Source organism: Roseateles sp. (genome assembly GCF_039595295.1).
Classification (GTDB): Bacteria; Pseudomonadota; Gammaproteobacteria; order Burkholderiales; family Burkholderiaceae_C; genus Roseateles.
Genome location: NZ_JBCNLU010000020.1, coordinates 77,488 through 95,517, shown reverse-complemented (window position 1 = coordinate 95,517; position 18,030 = coordinate 77,488). Strand labels below are relative to the sequence as shown.

Sequence of the window (18,030 nt, the reverse complement as noted above, 5' to 3'; positions counted from 1 at the left end):
ATGACCGGCGCGTTGACCAGCGCGGAGATCTCCGCGGGGCGGAAGCCGAAGTGGATCTGCTGAGCGGCCGCCGGCATGCGATGCGTCCGTGACTCGGCGCCGAGCGGGCTCAGTTGAGCTGCACCGAGCCGCCGCGCACGCGGTTGGCGCCGGTCGCGTCGGTGAGGATCTCTTCACCTCGGATGACGATGCGGCCGTCGGCATGCAGGGTCAGCATCGCGCGGCCACAGCGCAGCACCAGCTCGCTGGTGGCGGCGACGGTCATGCGCTCGCCGTCGGCGCTGACCTGCACGCGGCCGGGCACGGCCGGCAGCGGCCAGCCGGTCGCGCCGCGGACCACGCCGAAGACGATGGGCCGCTGCGGGTCGTCGTCCTCGAAGGCGATCATGACGGACTGGCCGATGTGGGCGGGGCGCAGGTCCACGCTGCATCGGGCCGGCATCGCGCCGGGCATGGGCTGGCCGTCGAAAGCGACCAGCGGCGAGCGGCCCTGATCCAGCAGGCCGAGCAGCCGGCCCACGACGATGCCGCCGGCGCGCGGCCGGGGGGGCGAGGTCGACGGATCCGACGAGGCCCAGTCGTCGATCAACGAGGGCGGAGGGCTGAGGTCGTCCAGCTTCATGGCGATGAAGCCCGCAGGGGCTGCAGGGGTCGAGCAGGGATGCTACGACGAAGGCCCCCGTGGAATCGCCCTTGGGGCGGGGCGAATGACGAAAGTCATCCGGCGTCATCCGGCGCGCCGATGACGCGCCAGCAGCCAAACGCCGGAGAGGGCGAAGTACAGCGCGCCGATGCCCGCATAGCCGGCGACGTTGGCGATCGACGGTGTCGCCGGCATGCGGGACTGCGCGATGAAGAAGCCGCCGGCCAGCGCGGATTGGGCGCCGCTCAGCACCATGACCCATTGCGCGCCTTGCGTCTTCCAACGTCGCAGCGCGGTCCCGAGCTGGAGCAGGCCCGAGGCGATCGCCCAGTCGCCGAAGACGGCGAGCACGGCATGCATGCCCGACGTCAGCGCGAGCACCACGGCCAAGGTCGTCAGACCGCTGGCCCACACGTTGACGCGCTGCGTGCGGTTGGCCTGCAAGCCGCCGCTGGCGTTGGCGTCGACCCAGTTGGCGGCGGCGTCCCAGGCGGGATAGAGCACCAGCAGCAGCGCCGCGACGACGGGCGAGCGGGTGCCGATCAGGATCGCCGCGGCGACCCAGAGCACGGAGAACAGCGCCCGCGTCAGGTAGTAGCGGGTGAGCCATCGATGCTGGCTTGGGTCCTGCTCACGTTCCTGTTGTGGTTGCTGCTGATCCTGGTGGAAGGCGACGGTGTCGATGGAGTCGGTCATGAGGAGACATCGGGGTTTCGGTCGTGAGGACTGTAGGAACTCGCCGGCCGGCGAGGGGTGACAGGTCGATGACAAAAACGTCATGCGAGGCTCGCGACGCGGGCGCAGAATCGCCGCGCATGAAGATCCTGGTCATCGAGGACGATCCCAAGACGGGCGATTACCTGAAGAAGGGGCTGCGCGAGAGCGGCTACGCGGTCGACCTGGCGCGCAGCGGGCGCGACGGCCTGCACATGGCGCTGAGCCAGGCCTATGACCTGGTCATCCTGGACGTCTCGCTGCCCGGGATCAACGGCTGGCAGATCATGCCGGCGCTGCGTGAGAAGGGCGACGTGCGCGTGATCTTCCTGACCGCCCGCGATCAGCTGAGCGACCGCATCCGGGGCCTGGAGCTGGGCGCCGACGATTACCTCGTCAAGCCCTTCTCCTTCATCGAGCTGGCCCTGCGCATCCGCACGCTGATGCGGCGCGGCGTCGTCGCGGACCCGGACCAATATCAGGTCGCGGACCTCAAGCTCGACGCGCTGCGGCGCAAGGTCACGCGCGAGGGCGTGGAGATCACGCTGACCAACAAGGAGTACCTGCTGCTGCATCTGCTGGTGAAGCATCAGGGCGAGGCGCTGTCGCGCACGTTGATCGCCTCGCAGGTCTGGAACATGAATTTCGACAGCGACACGAACGTGGTCGACGTCGCCATCAAGCGGCTGCGGGACAAGGTCGACCGTCCCTTCGCGACACCGCTCATCCACACGGTGCGCCATGTCGGCTACGCCTTCGGCGAGGCGCCCGCGGACCCGGACGCGGCCGAGACATGAGGGGCGGATGGCGTTCCTTGTCGCTCGCGCTGCGGGTGACCGTGGTGTGCGGGCTGATCGCCTGCGCGATGACCGGCATGCTCGGCGGCTACTTTTTCTTCTTCGCCCGGTCCGCCATCAACGCGCACGCGGACGATCAGCTGATCGGTCGCGCCGAGCACCTGCGGCAGCTGGTCGCCGATGCACGCGATGTCCAGGATCTGGAGCGGCAGTCGCCGACCTTCGCGGTGCTGCTGGGCGCGTCGACGGATGTGCTGCTCTTGCGCCGCGTGGGCGAGCGCGCGTTCACCGAGGTCAACCCCGCCGGCATGGTGGTGCCCGCGGCGTTGACCGCGGTCCCCGCTGATCGGGGGATGACGACCCGCGATGTGCTGCGCACGACGGACGGGCCTCGAATGCACTGGGTCGCGGGACTGGCGCGCGTGGGGCAGGGCGGGACCTTGGTCGAGGTCGTGACCGGTCACGCGCTCGAAAGCGAGATGCGGATGATCGACGAGAGCCGTTTCCAGGTGCTGCGCAGCACGCTGATGTCGATCGCCGTGTCGGTGCTGCTGGTCTATCTGGCGCTGCGCCATGGGCTGCGGCCGCTGCGTCGCGTCGCGGACCAGGCGGCGCAGATCCATCCGATCAATCTCTCCATCCGGTTTCCCGAGCACGACGTGCCGCGCGAGCTCAAGGACATGGTGACCGTGTTCAACGCGATGCTGGATCGGATCTCTCTGGGCTACGACCGGCTGTCCCAGTTCTCGGCCGATCTCGCGCATGAGATCCGCACTCCGGTGGGCGCGCTGATTGGGCAGACGCAGGTCGCGCTCACCCGTGCGCGCAGTCCCGACGAGTACCAGCAGCTGCTGGAGTCGAATCTGGAGGAGCTGGGCCGGCTGAGCCACCTCGTGGACGACATGCTGTTCCTCGCGCGTGCCGATCACGCGATGCTGGACATCGAGCGCGCGCCGCTGGCCATCGCCGATGAGCTGCAGGGGATCGCCGACTACTTCGAGGGACCGGCGGAGGAGGCGGGCTTGCGCTTCTCTATCCAGGGCGGCGGCACCGCGGTGGCCAATGGGCCGCTGGTCCGGCGCGCCCTTCACAACCTGGTGGTCAACGCGCTGCGCTACAGCCGTCCGGACACGACGGTGCGCCTGATCGGCGAGGCGTCGGGATCCGGCGCGCTGATCGCGGTCGAGAACCAGGGGGCGGTCATCCCGCCCGAACAGCTGGAGCGCCTGTTCGACCGCTTCTACCGGGCGGACGCCACCGGTCCTCGGCCGTCGGACGCCAGCGGCCTGGGCCTGGCCATCGTCAAGGCGATCATGGATCTGCACCGGGGCGAGGCCCGGGTGTCGTGCTCCGCCGGTGGGGTGATCCGCTTCGAGCTGCGCTTTCCTGGCTGATCTCAGGCCGACCTCCGGCCCATCTCCGGCTCATCCCCCCTTTTCTGCAGTTCGTCGCCCCCGGCTTGGGCGGGACCGGGGCGGGTTGCTATGGTGTGCTACATCAGCAACACACCGGCGCTCCGGCGCCTCGCGACATGCACAGCTGGAACGATCAAGCGCCGATCTATCAGCAGCTCGCCGATCAACTGGCGGCGCAACTGCTGGACGGCGATCCGCCTGAAGGCGAGGCGCTCCCCTCGGTGCGCACGCTGGCGAGCCGCTATCTCATCAACCCGCTCACCGTCAGCCGCGCCCTGCAGGCGCTCGTCGACGACGGCCTGCTCGAGAGCCGCCGCGGCCTGGGCATGTACGTCCGCGACGGCGCTCGCATCCGGCTGCTGCGCAGCGAGCGCGAACAGTTCCTCGAGGACGAATGGCCCCGTCTGCGCGAGAAACTCCGACGCCTGGGCCTCGGCCCCAAGGACCTGACCTGGGAGGACGCATGAACACGCTCATCGAGGCCAAGCACCTCAGCATCAACTACGGACGCAAGGCCGCCCTGCAGGACCTGTCCTTCACCGTGCCCGCCGGCCGCGTCGTCGGCCTGCTCGGCCACAACGGCGCCGGCAAGACCACGCTCATGAAAGCGCTGGTCGGCCTCAAGCGCCCGCTGGGCGAGCTGCGCGTGCTGGGCCTGGACCCCCACGCCAGCCGCAGCGAGCTGCTCACCGCGCTCTGCTACATCCCCGACGTCGCCGTGCTACCGCGCTGGGCCCGCGTGTCCGAGCTCATCACCCTGATGAGCGGCCTGCAGCCGCGCTTCTCCGCCGACCGCGCCCGCCAGCTGCTCAAGCGCACCTCGGTGGCCGAGAACGACCGCGTCAAGCACCTGTCCAAGGGCATGGTCACGCAGCTGCACCTGGCGCTGATCGCCGCCATCGACGCCAAGCTGATGATCCTGGACGAGCCGACCCTCGGCCTGGACGTCATGTCCCGCAAGAGCTTCTACGAGATGCTCATCGACGAGTGGTGCGACGGCGAGCGCAGCGTGATCATCTCCACCCACCAGGTCGAGGAGGTCGAGTCGCTGCTGTCCGACGTGATGATGCTGGACGAGGGTCGGCTGGTGCTCAACATCCCGCTGGCGGAGATGGACGAGCGCTTCGTCGCGCTGTCGCATGACGCGGAGGCCGCCGAGGCCGTGGCCGCCGTCCACCCGCTGCTGCGCTACCGCCTGCAGGGCCGGCCCGCCGCGCTCTTCGACGGCGTCGCGCCGGAAGCCGTCGCCCACCTGGGCCAGCGCATGCGGCCCAGCCTGGTCGACCTGTTCATGGCGCTCACGCGCAAGCCCGAGAACGAGGCGCGCAGCGCCTGAGGCGCCGCGCCCGATCGGCTCGAGGTCCGTCCCCCATACGAGAGAGAACAAGGACATCCCATGAAGCTCTTCAACACGCTGCTGCTGCGCGAGTGGCTGCAATACCGGCGGTCCTGGATCGGCCTGACCCTGGGTCCGGTGCTGGTGCTGCTGGCGCTGGTCCCCTTCAGCCAGGTCGAGGGCCTGAACGTGCCCACGCCCGAGCCGGTGGCGCTGATCTCCACCGCGCTGACCCTGGGCCTGGTGCTGGCGCTGATGTTCGCCGTCAGCGGCTACATGCTGATGAGCATGGCCCGTCGCGACTCGCAAGACCGCTCGATCGAGTTCTGGGCCTCGCTGCCCGGCAGCCATGGCGCGAGCATCGCCGCTCCGCTGCTGGCTCACGGCCTGCTCGCACCCCTGGTGGCGATGACGGTCGCGGTGGCTGGCGGCCTCATCGTCGGCGTCGCGATGTCGGTCCGGGAACTGGGTTTCGCCTCGCTGCATCAGATGCAGTGGGGCGCCGTCTTCGAGGCCGCGGTCTGGCTGGTCATCCGTCTGGGCGTCGGCCTGACGCTGGCCATCCTGTGGTTCTCGCCGATCGCGATGGCGCTGATGGCCGCCTCGGCCTGGCTCAAGCGCTGGGGCGCGCCGCTGCTGGTGATCGCGGTGTCGGCCTTCCTCAAGATCTACAAGGGCGAGCCCGCCGCGCTGCTGGTCTCCGAGACGCTGCGCGCGCAGATCGCCGGCGCGGGACGCTCGGTCCTCTTCGCCGGTCAGAGCCTGGCCTTCCCGACCCGCGAAGAGAGCGGCTTCAGCCTGGACAACTTCTACGAGATGCTCTACGGCTTCCCCAGCGGCGCCCGCGGCGATGTGCTGAGCGCGCTCCAGCTGGCGATGCAGCCGCGCTTCTTCGTCGGTCTGGCGGTGGCGGGCTTCTGCTTCTGGCTGCTGGTGCAGCAACGCCGCCGCAACTTCTGAGCAGGAACGAAAGATCCGGGCCTCGGCCCGGATCGGTGCTTCAAGCGAGGCTCAATTGAGCGTCAAGCGAGCATCAAGCAAGCATGAAGCGAGGCTCAAGCCGACAGGGTCGTGGCGACCGTCGGCGCGGCGACCAGGCGCAAGTCGCCCTCGGCGCGGTCGAGCAGGGTGACGACGGCCCAGACGAGCAGGGCGGCCATCACCACGCCGCCGACGCGCAGCAGCGCCTGGCGCCAGGGATGGCGAGGGGAGTCGGAGGAGGAGCCGGACAGGGACTTGTCCGGGCGGGCGAGCGGCGTGGAGCCGCTCAGGCGGGCGGGGGCTTTCATGGCGGACCTCGGTGGCGACGGGATGTCGTCGTCCGCTCAGGGCAGCAGGGCGCCCAGGCCCCACAGCAGCGCCGGGTAGATCGCTCCCCAGGCGACGGCCACGACGGCCACGGCCTTCAGACCGACGACCATCGGTTGTGCGTGATTGGCATTGACGGCAGGCTTGATCATGGTGCGCTCCTGATGCTGGCGACGACTCCGTGCAAACGGCGTGCCAGCTTGGCGCGTTGACCACCTCCATCCCCCGTCACCGGGAGTTACGCACGTTCACCGAGTTGGCATGAAGGGCGACGCGCCGTCGCCCACCACCCGGCCGTCGCCGCGAAATCAAGCGCTCCGGTCCACCCGCAGCGCCAGCAGCACCGAGGTGTGCGTCTTGATGACGCCCTCGATCTCGCCGATCTCGTCGAGCAGCGCATCCAGCCTGGCCGTGCTGTCGGCCCGCAGCGTGGCCATGTAGTCGAACTCGCCGCTGACCGACGCAAGCTGCCGCAGCTCCGGCAGCCGCGACATCCGCTTCACCACCTCGCGCCCGGCCCGCGGTTGCACCGTGATGCCGACGAAGGCCTGCACGCCGCGCTCCACCGCCTCCCCGCCCAGTCGCACCGTATAGCCGGCGATCAGCCCATCGGCCTCCAATCGGGCCAGCCGAGCCACCACCGTGGTGCGGGCCACGCCCAACTTGCGTGCGAGGTCCGCGGTGCTCTCGCGCGCGTTGGCCTGCAGCAGCGCGATCAGGTCGCGGTCGATGCGGTCGCGCAGCGTGGCGGTCGGGTGGGACTCGGGGGCGGCTTTCTTCGCGTTCATGGCGGCCTAGTGATAAACCCTTGATTTCGCCGGAATGACTGAATCGGCTGACGAATCGTCACCATAGCAGTGTTTTTCGTCGAACTCGTGCTTTCTTTCGTCGGCGCGCATTGGGAGACTGCGGCTCATCGCATCCATTCGATCAATCCGATCCATTCGATCAGGAACAAGGAGTACGACATGAAAGTGGCACTGCTGGGCGCCGGACACATCGGCCAAACCATCGCTTCCCTGCTGCAGGGCAGCGGCGACTACCAGGTCACCGTGATGGACAAGAACGTCGGCGCGCTCAAGCTGCTGGCCGATCGCGGCCTGGCGACCAAGACCGTCGACACCGAGGACAAGTCCCAGCTGGCCGCCGCGCTGCGCGGCAACGACGTGGTCGTCAACGCGTTGCCCTACCACCTGGCCATCACCGCCGCCCACATGGCGCTGGAGGCGGGCTGCCACTACTTCGATCTGACCGAGGACGTGGCCGCGACCAAGGAGATCAAGCGCATCGCCGAAGGCGCCAAGACCGCCTTCATGCCGCAATGCGGCCTGGCGCCGGGCTTCATCGGCATCGTCGCCCACCACCTGGCCAAGAGCTTCGACTCGCTGCAGGACGTGAAGATGCGCGTGGGCGCGCTGCCGGCCTTCCCGACCAACGCGCTGAAGTACAACCTGACCTGGTCCGTCGACGGCCTGATCAACGAGTACTGCCACCCCTGCGAAGCCATCCATGACGGCGCGTCCATCGCCGCGCTGCCGCTGGAAGGGCTGGAGCACTTCTCGCTGGACGGCGTCGAGTACGAGGCCTTCAACACCTCCGGCGGTCTGGGCACGCTGTGCGAGACCTGGGACGGCAAGGTCCGCGACCTGGACTACAAGACGGTCCGCTACCCGGGACACCGCGACCTGATGAAGTTCCTGCTGGACGACCTGGCGCTCAAGAGCGATCAGGAGAAGCTCAAGGACATCATGCGCAAGAGCATGCCCGCGACCATGCAGGACGTGGTGCTGGTCTTCGTGACCGTGTCGGGCATGAAGAAGGGCGTGCTGATGCAGGAAGTCTTCGCCCGCAAGATCTTCGCCGAGCGCGACGGCGCGCAACCGCTGTCGGCCATCCAGATCACCACCGCCGCCGGCATCTGCGCCGCGGTCGACCTGTTCCGCGAAGGCAAGCTGCCGCAGAAGGGCTTCATCCGTCAGGAAGAAGTCGCGCTGCCGGACTTCCTTGCCAACCGCTTCGGACGCGCCTATCAGCAGTCGCGCCAGGTCGAATCGATCGGCTGAAGGAGAATCCCGCGATGACTTCCACCACCACCGATTTGCTGGCCGCCCTGGGCGTGCCGGCCGCCGCCGTGACCGGCGGCTCGATGACCGTCCGCAGCCCCATCGACGGCGCCGTGATCGGCGCGGTCCATGAGGCCAAGGCGGCCGACATGTCCGCCGCGATCACGCGCGCGCAGGCCGCGTTCCTGCAGTGGCGCACCGTGCCCGCGCCCAAGCGGGGCGAGCTGGTCCGCCTGTTCGGCGAGGAGCTGCGCGCCAACAAGTCCGCGCTGGCCCGCCTCGTGTCGTTGGAGGCCGGCAAGGTCACCAGCGAAGGCGAGGGCGAGGTGCAGGAGATGATCGACATCTGCGACTTCGCCGTCGGTCTGTCGCGCCAGCTGCACGGCCTGACCATCGCCAGCGAGCGCCCCGGCCACCGCATGATGGAGCAGTACCTGCCGCTGGGCGTGGTGGGCATCATCTCGGCCTTCAACTTCCCGGTCGCGGTCTGGGCCTGGAACTCCGCCCTGGCCCTGGTCTGCGGCGACACCTGCATCTGGAAGCCCAGCGAGAAGACCCCGCTCACGGCCCTGGCCACGCAGGCGCTGTTCGAGAAGGCCGTTGCCCGCTATGCCGGCGCGCCCGCGCATCTGTCGCAAGTGCTCAACGGCGGCGCCGCCGTCGGCGAGGCCCTGGTCGACGACGCCCGCGTGGCGCTGGTCTCGGCCACCGGCTCGACCCGCATGGGCCGCGCGGTCGGCCCGCGCGTCGCCGCGCGCTTCGGCCGCTGCCTGCTGGAGCTGGGCGGCAACAACGCCATCATCGTGACCCCCAGCGCCGACCTGGACCTGGCCGTGCGCGGCATCCTGTTCGGCGCCTACGGCACGGCCGGCCAGCGCTGCACGACGACGCGCCGCGTCATCGCCCACGAGTCCATCCATGACGAGCTGGTCGCCCGCCTGGAGCGCGCCCGCGGGCAGCTCAAGATCGGCAGCCCGGTCGAGCCCGGCAACCTGATCGGCCCGCTGATCGACAAGGCCGCCTTCGACGCGATGCAGGCGGCGCTGGCCGCGGCGCGCGAGCAGGGCGGCGAGGTCACCGGCGGCGAGCGCGCCCTGGCGCAGCAGTATCCGGAGGCCTTCTATGCCGCGCCCGCGCTGGCCCGCATGCCGGCGCAGACGGACATCGTCAAGCACGAGACCTTCGCGCCCATCCTGTACACGCTGAAGTACAAGACTCTGGACGAGGCCATCGCGCTGCAGAACGACGTGCCGCAAGGCCTGTCCTCGGCGATCTTCACCAACGACATCCGCGAGGCCGAGACCTTCGTCAGCGCGAGCGGCTCCGACTGCGGCATCGCCAACGTCAACATCGGCACCTCGGGCGCGGAGATCGGCGGCGCCTTCGGCGGCGAGAAGGAAACCGGCGGCGGCCGCGAGTCCGGCTCCGACGCGTGGAAAGCCTACATGCGCCGCACGACCAACACGGTCAACTACTCGCGCGAGCTGCCGCTGGCGCAGGGCGTGAAGTTCGATGTCTGAGGCGGCGTCCGACCTGAAGCGCCGCGTCGACGCGGCGGCCGGCTCCGGCCTGTTCCATCTGCTGAGCAGTGCGCTGGACGACGCCGCGGCCCGCGCCGCGTTCGCGCGACTGGACGTGGTGCCGTCGCTGCTGCGCCCGCTGGGCGAGCGCGTGACGCGCGCCGAGCTGGCGCAGGCGCTGAACATGGCGCTGTTCCTGGACGTCACGCAGCGCGTGCCGATGGCGGCGGCCTACGTCGCCGATCTGCAGCGCGACGGCGCGCAGCTGGTCTTCGACCACGGCGCGCTGCGCACGGTGGCCTGGCCCTCGGGCCAGCTGCCGCCGGGCGAGGCCGCGATCACGCGGGTGCTGCGTCCGCTGGGCTTCAGCATGGCCGCGGTCTATCCGCTGCCGCGTCTGAAGATGACCGGCCGCGCCTGGCGTCACGCCGACTTCCCCGAGGACATCGCCCAGTTCTTCGTCTCCGAGCTGCATCCGGAGCGCTTCTCGTCCGAGTTCCAGGACGCGGTCACGCGCGTGCTGGGGAGCTCGGTCGATCCGCTGTCGCCGGCGGATCTGGCGACGCTGGAACACCTCGCCCGCGACGGCGATCTGCCGACCGAAGCCGCCGCCGCGCTGCTGCCCAAGCTGATCGGCTGCTTCGCACGTCAGCATGGGCTCTTCGAGGCGGACGACTATCAGCGGCTGCTGAGGGAGTCGGCGGAGATGGCCTGGATCTCGACCGAGGGCAACGCGTTCAACCACGCGACCGATCGCGTCGCCGACATCGAGGCGGTGGTCGCGCGTCAGCGGGCGCTCAAGCGCCCGGTGAAGGATGCGATCGAGACCTCGGCCACCGGCCGCGTGCGTCAGACCGCGTTCAAGGCCGCGCGCGTGATGCGCGAGTTCCAGGACCGCGGCCAGCGCGTGATGCTGGAGGTCCCGGGCAGCTTCCACGAATTCATCCAGCGCGCGCCGCTGGATGCGTCGGGGGCGCTGGATCTGGCTTTCGACGCGGGCAACGCGACCGGCATCTTCAAGATGACGGCCGGCGCCGCGAAGGATGCGGGTACCGCCGACGCCGCGGGCGAGGCCGCCGCGTGCTGAGCGAGTTCCTGGCCGAGGCGCGCGCCCTGTGCGGCGACGCCTTCGTGCAGGACGGCGCGGCCATCGAGCCGCGCTTCCTGCAACCCGCTCGCTATGCCGTCGGCCAGGCGGCCGCGCTGGTGCGGCCCGGATCGCGCGATGAAGCGGCCGGCGTGATCCGCCTGGCGGCGGCGCACGGGCTGCGCATCGTGCTGCAAGGCGCGCATACCGGTCTGGTCCGCGCCGGCACGCCCGATGACGCGGCCGGCGAGGTGCTGCTCAGCACCGAGCGCCTGCGTCAGGTCTTCGAGCTGGACCTGCTGGACCGCACGCTGCGCGTGTCGGCGGGCTTCAAGCTCTCCGACATCAATGAGCGTCTGGCGCCGCACGGGCTCTGGTTCCCGGTTGACCTGAGCGCAGATCCCTCGATCGGCGGCATGGTCGCGCACAACACCGGCGGCACACGGATGCTGCGCTACGGCGATGTGCGGGCCAACACGCTGGCGCTGGAGGTCGTGCTGCCCGAGCCGGCGGGTCAGGTCTTGCGTCTCGGACAAGGCTTGCAGAAGGACAACTCGGCGCTGGCGCTGGGGCAGCTGTTCATCGGCTCCTCGGGCAGCCTGGGGCTGGTGAGCGAGGTCACGATCAAGCTCGCGCCCTTGCCGCGTCAACGCGCGGTCGCGCTGGTGGCGCCGTCGGCGTTGGGCGAGGTCTTCCCGCTTTACGCCGAGGTGATGCAGCGCTGGGGCGTGCTGGTGTCCGCTTTCGAGGGCATCAGCCGCGCGGCGCTGGAGGCCGGGCTGCATGGGCAAGACCTGGCACGTTGGTTCGACGGACAGTTGCCGGACTACGCGATGCTCATCGAGCTCAGCAGCGAGCTGCCCGCGGATCAGCTGGATCTGAACGGACTGCTGCAAGGCTGGCTGGAAGCGGAATTCGAATCGGGCCGGGTGCGGGATGCCGTTCTCGACGCCGACGAGGCGATCTGGGGACTGCGCCATCGCATCAGCGAGGGGCTGCGGGTGCAGGGCAAGGTGATCGGGCTCGACCTCTCATTGCCGCGGCGGCACTTCATGGCCTTCCGGGAACGCGGGGCTGCCTTGCTGGCCGAGCACTTCCCGCAGGTACGGCTGGCCGACTTCGGCCATCTGGGCGACGGCGGCATGCACTTCAACATGGTGTGGCCGGTGGAAGCCGGGCCGCTGACGGCCGCGCAAGAACTGACCCTGCGCGAGGGGCTCTATGCGCTGGTCGCGGAGCTGGGCGGCTCCATCAGCGCGGAGCATGGGGTCGGGCCTCAGCTGCAGGCGGCGTATCGCGCGCATTGGGCGCGGGTGGAGCCGGGAATCCTGGATTGGGCGGGTCGCGTACAGAAGTTGTGGGATGCGCACGCTCGTATGGGCAAAGTGGTTTGGGCAGGCGAAAGTGCTTGCCAAGATTCAAAACCGTGCTAAAGTCCAATTCTTCGCTGCAACGCAAGTTGTGACGGAGACAAATCCTGAAAGCCCAGGTGGCGGAATTGGTAGACGCACTAGTTTCAGGTACTAGCGGGTAACTCCGTGGAGGTTCGAGTCCTCTCCTGGGCACCAAATATGAAAAGCCGGCTTCTCGCCGGCTTTTCTCATTGGCGCGGCGCTCCGTGCTCTCCCTCTCCCGAATGGCCGACGCTGTGGCAAAGTCGAACGAGCTTTTGATCCGTTCCATGCCACCACCGAAACCCGCCACCATCATTGACGTCGCGCGCGAAGCGGGCGTTTCCATCAAGACGGTCTCCCGGGTTCTGAATCAGGAGCCAGGCGTCCACAGCGATACGCGGGAGGCGGTGCTGAAGGTCGTCGCGGATCTCAAATACCGACCGAAGCAATCCGCTCGCAGTCTGGCCGGCGGTCGCTCCTTCCTCATCGGCCTGCTGTATTACGACCCGTCGGCGGCTTTCGTCGGCGGCGTCCAGCAAGGCGCGACGCTGCGCTGCCGCGAGGCGGGCTACCACCTCGTCGTCGAGTCCCTGCACAACGACGCCCCCGACCTGCCGATGCAGGTCGACCGCATGGTCTCGGCGCTGCGCCCTGACGGCATGATCCTGACCCCGCCGCTGTGCGACAACCCGCAGGTCCTGGCCGCGCTGCAGGAGAGCCAGACCCCCTGCGTGCTGATCTCCCCCGCCGCCGACGATCCCGAGCACCCCAGCGTCCGCATGGACGATGTGCATGCGGCCGAGGAGATCACCAACCTGCTGATCAGCCTGGGCCACACGCGCATCGCGATCATCAAGGGCGCGAAGGACCAGGTCGCCTCCAAGCGACGGTATCAAGGCTACGCGGCCGCGCTCAAGGCCCACAAGATCGCGCTGGACAAGGACCTCGTCGTCCAGGGCGACTTCACCTTCGACACCGGCGTCGATGCCGCCTATCAGCTGCTGAGCCGCCGCCAGCGCCCGACCGCCGTCTTCGCGAGCAACGACGAGATGGCGCTGGGCGTGCTGGCCGCCGCGCAGCGTCTGGGTCTGGCGGTGCCGGGCGATCTCTCCATCGCCGGCTTCGACGACACGCCCGCCGCCGCGCGCGTGTGGCCGCCGCTGACCACGGTGCGCCAACCGATGGACGACATGGCGCGCGCCGCCGTGGAGCTGCTCGTCGGCTCGCCGCGCGATGCCGAAGCCGCGGAAGGGGAGGAGTCGAAGTCCCGCCACCGCGTGCTCCCGCACGAGCTGGTGGTGCGGGACTCCACGGCCGCGCTGGGCGCGAAGTCCACGGCCCGGCCGAAGAAAGGTTGAGGATCCCGGGAGGTGGTCTTACGCCGCCTTCGCCATCCCGCCCCGCCCGAGCATCTGCTCGATCAGCCCGCGATGCGTCGGCAGATCCCGGATCGCATGCGACCCCAGCTGCGCGATGGTCTGGAACTCCCGCCGCGCCTCTTCCGCGCGCGTCAGCGCCGCCTTCGCCGCGCCCAGCTCCGTCTTGAACTCCATCCCGTAGAGCACGTATTGCCAGCTGGCCGGCAGGTACATCTCCACGTCGGTGATGAAGTCCAACCGCTGCGGCGGCCGGCTGCGCCACATCGCGAGCTTGTCCTTCAGCGTGTCCGTGAAACTGGCCGGATCCGCGTTGTCCCGCCAGAACGCCGTGTCGGTCCGCTGCGTCAGCGCGTAATGCAGCTTGATGAAGTCGACGATCCGCGCATAGCGCTCGCGCATGAAGGCGTTGAAGTGTCGCGCCGCCGGGGCCATCTCGCCGTCGAAGGGGAAGAGCTGCGCCACCAGATACGCCGCCGTCTCGATGAGCCCGATGCCCGAGGACTCCAGCGGCTCCAGGAAGCCGCCCGACAGTCCCACCGCCACGCAGTTGTGGACCCACTGCGTCTCCCGATAGCCGATGTTGAGCATCAGCTTGCGCGGCGTCAGCGCGTCGCCCGCCGGTCCGACATAGCGGCGCAGCACGCGCTCCGCGTCCTCGTCGTCGCAATGGCGGCTGCTGTAGACGTGGCCGATGCCGCGACGCTCCTGCAGTCCGATGTCCCAGATCCAGCCGTCGCGCTGCGCGCTCGCGATCGTGACCGAGGCGATCGGCGCATCCGCGCGCGCATACGGCACCTGCATCGCCAGCGCGCGGTCGACGAAGAGCACGTCCTTCATCGACTTGAAGGGCGAACCCAACGCCTCTCCGATCAGCCGCGCGCGGAAGCCGCTGCAATCGATGTAGAGATCCGCCCGCAGCGCACCGGCCTCCTGCGTGTGCACCGCCGCGATCGCTCCGCGTTCATCGAGGTCCACGCGATCCACCGTCGCGATCACGCGCTTCACGCCCAGCGCCTGTCCCTGCTCGGCGAGCAGCGCCGCGAAGCGGCCGGCGTCGAAGTGATAGGCGTAGTTCAGCGGCCCCATGAAGTCGCCGTCGCTGGCGCGCTTGGGGCCATGTCGCGCATCGACGACCGCCTTCTGCAGCGTCACCGCCTCGGCGAACGCGCGACCCTGTCCCGCCTCGCCCATCAGCCAGTAGGGCAGCAGCTCCGGCGCGCCGGGGCGCTGGCTCGGCAGGCTGAACGGATGGAAGTAGTGATCGGCGCCGGCCGCGCCGGGCTCGCGCACCCAATGCTCGAATCGGATGCCCTGTTTGTAGGTCGCCGAACAGGCCTCGAGGAAACGCGCCTCGCTGATGCCGATGGCCGCGAGCGTCCCGCGAATGGAGGGAAAGGTCCCCTCGCCGACGCCGATGATGCCGAGGTCGCTGGACTCCACCAGCGTGACGCGGATGCCGCCGTGCGCGGTGCCGAGCTGCTTGGCGAGGAAGGCGGCGGTGAGCCAGCCGGCGGTGCCGCCGCCGACGATGAGAACGTCCCGGACTGCTGTCATGACCTGGTCTCCTGGTCCTGGCCGACGGCCGCGCGAGGCGGCGCCGGCTCGATGTGATGGGGTGCGGAAGGTGGCGCCGACGGCGTGCCGCCACGCGCTCCCGCGTCGCGAATCCTCCGTCGCAATGGGGCTTCCCGGCACTACGGGTAAATCTCGATGAGCAAAATGACAACGATGTCAGTCCAGCCGTTGACAACGTTGTCATGCCTTGCCTACCATCCGCTCAAATGACAAGAACGGCGTCGCCGCGCGGGCTGACCGCGCCGGCTCGAACGTCCAGAAGAAGTCGAGAAGAGTCGAGGAACGTCGAACGCATCGACGCCCCGTACAGAGCTTTGTTTCGAAAAGCCCCTTAGGAGACAACATGACCGATCGATCGCCCCGCCGGCCGCGCCTTGGCCTGGCCACTCCCGTCCAGCTCGCGGTGCTCGCCCTCGTGGCGGGCAGCGTCCACGCGCAGAGCGCCGAGGCCCCGGCGCCGCAGGCCGACGCCCCGCCCGCCGCCAGCACCGCCGCCGCCGCGGACGGCAAGGACTCCAAGGCGCTGCCGCAGGTCGTCGTGACCGCGACCAAGCGCGCCACCTCGCTGCAGAAGACCCCGATCGCCGTGACCGCGATCAGCTCGTCCACCCTGGACGACGCCCACGTGCAGAACCTGCTGGACGTCTTCAACCTGGTGCCCTCGATGCAGGGGACGGGGCAGGGCGACCACGGCATCGTCAGCATCACGCTGCGCGGCATCGGCAACGACTCCGCCAAGACCGAGTACGCCGACCCCGAGGTCGCGCTCTTCGTCGACGGCGTCTTCGCGCCGCGTCCCGAAGGCGCCGCCACCATGCTGTTCGACCTGGACGGCGTGGAAGTGCTGCGCGGCCCGCAAGGCACGCTGTGGGGCCGCAACTCCACCGTCGGCACCATCAACATGAAGACGGCCAAGCCGGTGTTGAAGGACAACTCCGGCTACGTCGAGGGCGGCATCGGCAGCTACAACCGCCTGGGCGTGAAGGGCGCGCTGAACATCCCGCTGAGCGACACGCTGGCGGCGCGCGTGGCCTTCATCCACGAGCAGCACGACGGCTACGTCAGCTACCAGAAGCCGACGCAGTACAGCCTGGCGCAGCAGCAGGCCGCCTACAACGCGGCCAACACGGCGGGCAACCTGCCGCCATTCCAGCCGATCAACTACAACCTGTTCGTCCTGGGCGGGCAGAAGTACAACGCGCAGGACCAGACCGCCGCGCGCCTGAGCTTCCTGTTCAAGCCCAGCCAGGACTTCCGCTGGGACCTGTCGCTGGAGCAGTTCGCCGACCGCGGCACGCCGTCGATGAGCTTGATGCAGACGCCGCGCGCCGGCGAGAAGTTCTGGTCCGCGCTGATCGACACCGCGCCCTCGCTCAAGCGGGACTCGACCTCCATCCGCAGCCGGATGGAATACGACTTCAGCGGCATGGCGCTGGCCTACGTCGCGGGCTACACCCACTTCAAGGGATCGGGCACCTACGACCAGGACTTCGGCGTCAACACCCCGACCAGCTTCACCACCGGCGGCCCCTACCAGGCCAACAACACGGTGTGGACCAGCTACCGCAGCCAGAGCCACGAGGTCACGCTGCAGAGCACGCAGAAGCAGGCCATCGACTGGGTGCTGGGGCTGTACTACGCGGCCGAGGACAACGGCATCCGCTTCGACATCCCCATCATGAACGGCACCCAGCAGGGCACCGTGAGCTGGCAGGGATCCTTCATCCAGCCCAAGGAGACCGTCGATTCCAAGGCCGTCTTCGGCCAGGCGACCTGGAACGCGAGCGAGGCGCTGCACCTGACCGGCGGCCTGCGCTACACGCATGACGACCGCAAGAACATCGGCGGTCGCGGCTGGACCTGGGCCGGCAACCCGGCCGCGCCGCAGATCCCGCTGAACCCGACCATCGACCCGAGCGATCCGGCCAACGGCTACCAGGCCGGCAACATCAACGACGCGCATTACACCGGCAGCAAGACCACCTGGCTGGCCCGCGCGACCTACGACCTGAGCAAGAACGCGATGGCCTACGCCAGCGTGTCCACCGGCTACAAGTCCGGCGGCACCGGCGACAACGGTCGGCCCTACGGCCCCGAGTCGCTGACCAACTACGAGGTCGGCTACAAGACCTCGCTGCTGGACGGACGGATGACGCTGAACGTCAGCGCGTATCACATGAAGTTCAAGGACTTCCAGTTCAGCGCGCCGGTGATGGTCAACGGCAACCGCGAGTTCGCTTACTCCAACGCCGAGGGCGCGAAGGTCTCGGGCCTGGAAGTCGAGAGCTCGGTGCTGATCACCAATGACGACAAGCTGTCGGTCTCGGCCTCGTACACCAAGACCAAGCTGGGGGCGCTGGTGGCGGCGTCCAACGACTACGCGCTGCCCCCGTGCTTCGACGCGACGCTGGGCGGCAACTGCCTGAACGTCACCGGCAACACGCTGCCGCACGCGCCGAAGTTCGCGCTGCAAGTGATGTACGAGCACACCTTCCCGCTGTCCAACGGGGACTCGGTGGCGCCGCGCATCAGCTACCACTACCAGACGGCCAACTGGCTGTCGGTCTTCAACTTCGGCGACGGCGACCGTCAGAAGGCCTACTCGACGGCCGACATCAGCGTGCGCTACACGTCGAAGAAGAACTGGTACGTGGACGCCTTCGTGCGCAACGTCTCGGACGAGAAGATCAAGACCAGCGCGGGCAGCGCCGGGACTTATCCGAACGCGATCTGGACCGCCCAGTACGCGCCGCCCCGGACCATCGGCGTGAACGCCGGCTACAACTTCTGATCGACCTG

General features: G+C 68.9%; 17 protein-coding genes and 1 tRNA gene. 12 read left to right on the top strand and 6 right to left on the bottom strand.

The genetic code is table 11. The annotated features are described in order from the left end of the window. Positions 1-109: 109 nt before the first annotated feature. Both ABDW59_RS15650 and ABDW59_RS15645 read right to left on the bottom strand, forming a co-directional pair. The gene (locus ABDW59_RS15650) at positions 110-622 is read right to left on the bottom strand and encodes a DUF6484 domain-containing protein (protein ID WP_343630766.1); all 513 of its coding nucleotides are present in this window, start codon (positions 620-622) and stop codon (positions 110-112) included. A 105-nt stretch (positions 623-727) separates the two neighbouring features. Continuing rightward, positions 728-1,339, bottom strand: a complete 612-nt coding sequence (locus ABDW59_RS15645) for a DUF308 domain-containing protein (protein ID WP_343630765.1) — start codon at positions 1,337-1,339, stop codon at positions 728-730. A gap of 119 nt (positions 1,340-1,458) precedes the next feature. Here ABDW59_RS15645 and ABDW59_RS15640 point away from each other — a divergent pair, with 119 nt between their 5' ends. The 5 genes from ABDW59_RS15640 to ABDW59_RS15620 all read left to right on the top strand — a co-directional run bounded on the left by ABDW59_RS15640 (position 1,459) and on the right by ABDW59_RS15620 (position 5,865). Continuing rightward, positions 1,459-2,154 (top strand): heavy metal response regulator transcription factor, encoded by a 696-nt coding sequence (locus ABDW59_RS15640; RefSeq protein ID WP_343630764.1) that lies wholly within the window; start codon positions 1,459-1,461, stop codon positions 2,152-2,154. Positions 2,155-2,171: 17 nt separating this feature from the next. Next, on the top strand, positions 2,172-3,548 hold the full coding sequence (locus tag ABDW59_RS15635; protein WP_343630763.1) for a heavy metal sensor histidine kinase: 1,377 nt from the start codon (positions 2,172-2,174) through the stop codon (positions 3,546-3,548). A 137-nt stretch (positions 3,549-3,685) separates the two neighbouring features. Then, positions 3,686-4,036: a GntR family transcriptional regulator gene (locus ABDW59_RS15630; RefSeq protein ID WP_343630762.1), complete on the top strand. Its 351-nt coding sequence runs from the start codon at positions 3,686-3,688 to the stop codon at positions 4,034-4,036. Further along, positions 4,033-4,905: an ABC transporter ATP-binding protein gene (locus tag ABDW59_RS15625; RefSeq protein WP_343630761.1), complete on the top strand. Its 873-nt coding sequence runs from the start codon at positions 4,033-4,035 to the stop codon at positions 4,903-4,905. Before ABDW59_RS15630 ends, ABDW59_RS15625 begins: the two co-directional genes overlap by 4 nt. Before the next feature lie 60 nt (positions 4,906-4,965). Further along, on the top strand, positions 4,966-5,865 hold the full coding sequence (locus tag ABDW59_RS15620; RefSeq protein WP_343630760.1) for a hypothetical protein: 900 nt from the start codon (positions 4,966-4,968) through the stop codon (positions 5,863-5,865). Positions 5,866-5,960: 95 nt separating this feature from the next. On the opposite strand, the gene ABDW59_RS15615 is transcribed toward ABDW59_RS15620, so the two are convergent. From ABDW59_RS15615 to ABDW59_RS15605, 3 genes are all read right to left on the bottom strand, one after another. Next, positions 5,961-6,194, bottom strand: a complete 234-nt coding sequence (locus tag ABDW59_RS15615; protein WP_343630759.1) for a hypothetical protein — start codon at positions 6,192-6,194, stop codon at positions 5,961-5,963. Between the two features lie 36 nt (positions 6,195-6,230). After that, on the bottom strand, positions 6,231-6,365 hold the full coding sequence (locus ABDW59_RS15610; protein WP_343630758.1) for a hypothetical protein: 135 nt from the start codon (positions 6,363-6,365) through the stop codon (positions 6,231-6,233). A 156-nt stretch (positions 6,366-6,521) separates the two neighbouring features. After that, the gene (locus ABDW59_RS15605) at positions 6,522-7,001 is read right to left on the bottom strand and encodes an Lrp/AsnC family transcriptional regulator (protein WP_343630757.1); all 480 of its coding nucleotides are present in this window, start codon (positions 6,999-7,001) and stop codon (positions 6,522-6,524) included. Between the two features lie 180 nt (positions 7,002-7,181). Between ABDW59_RS15605 and ABDW59_RS15600 the strand changes: the two genes are divergently transcribed. The 6 genes from ABDW59_RS15600 (at position 7,182) to ABDW59_RS15575 (ending at position 13,635) form a co-directional block, all read left to right on the top strand. Then, entirely contained in the window at positions 7,182-8,276 is a 1,095-nt protein-coding gene (locus tag ABDW59_RS15600) for a saccharopine dehydrogenase NADP-binding domain-containing protein (protein ID WP_343630756.1), read from the top strand. A 14-nt stretch (positions 8,277-8,290) separates the two neighbouring features. Next, a complete protein-coding gene (locus ABDW59_RS15595; protein WP_343630755.1) occupies positions 8,291-9,796 on the top strand; it encodes an aldehyde dehydrogenase family protein in 1,506 nt (501 codons plus the stop codon). Further along, entirely contained in the window at positions 9,789-10,883 is a 1,095-nt protein-coding gene (locus tag ABDW59_RS15590; protein WP_343630754.1) for a DUF1338 family protein, read from the top strand. Before ABDW59_RS15595 ends, ABDW59_RS15590 begins: the two co-directional genes overlap by 8 nt. Further along, a complete protein-coding gene (locus ABDW59_RS15585) occupies positions 10,877-12,316 on the top strand; it encodes an FAD-binding oxidoreductase (RefSeq protein ID WP_343630753.1) in 1,440 nt (479 codons plus the stop codon). Before ABDW59_RS15590 ends, ABDW59_RS15585 begins: the two co-directional genes overlap by 7 nt. Before the next feature lie 50 nt (positions 12,317-12,366). Continuing rightward, positions 12,367-12,451: transfer RNA gene (locus ABDW59_RS15580), tRNA-Leu, on the top strand. A 113-nt stretch (positions 12,452-12,564) separates the two neighbouring features. Beyond that, a complete protein-coding gene (locus tag ABDW59_RS15575; protein ID WP_343630752.1) occupies positions 12,565-13,635 on the top strand; it encodes a LacI family DNA-binding transcriptional regulator in 1,071 nt (356 codons plus the stop codon). Positions 13,636-13,653: 18 nt separating this feature from the next. Here the strand turns inward: ABDW59_RS15575 and ABDW59_RS15570 are convergent, their stop codons facing one another. Beyond that, complete coding sequence (locus ABDW59_RS15570; RefSeq protein WP_343630751.1) at positions 13,654-15,210, bottom strand: tryptophan halogenase family protein; 1,557 nt, start codon at positions 15,208-15,210, stop codon at positions 13,654-13,656. A 364-nt stretch (positions 15,211-15,574) separates the two neighbouring features. Here ABDW59_RS15570 and ABDW59_RS15565 point away from each other — a divergent pair, with 364 nt between their 5' ends. After that, positions 15,575-18,022: a TonB-dependent receptor gene (locus ABDW59_RS15565; RefSeq protein WP_343630750.1), complete on the top strand. Its 2,448-nt coding sequence runs from the start codon at positions 15,575-15,577 to the stop codon at positions 18,020-18,022. The last annotated feature ends 8 nt before the right edge of the window (positions 18,023-18,030 follow it).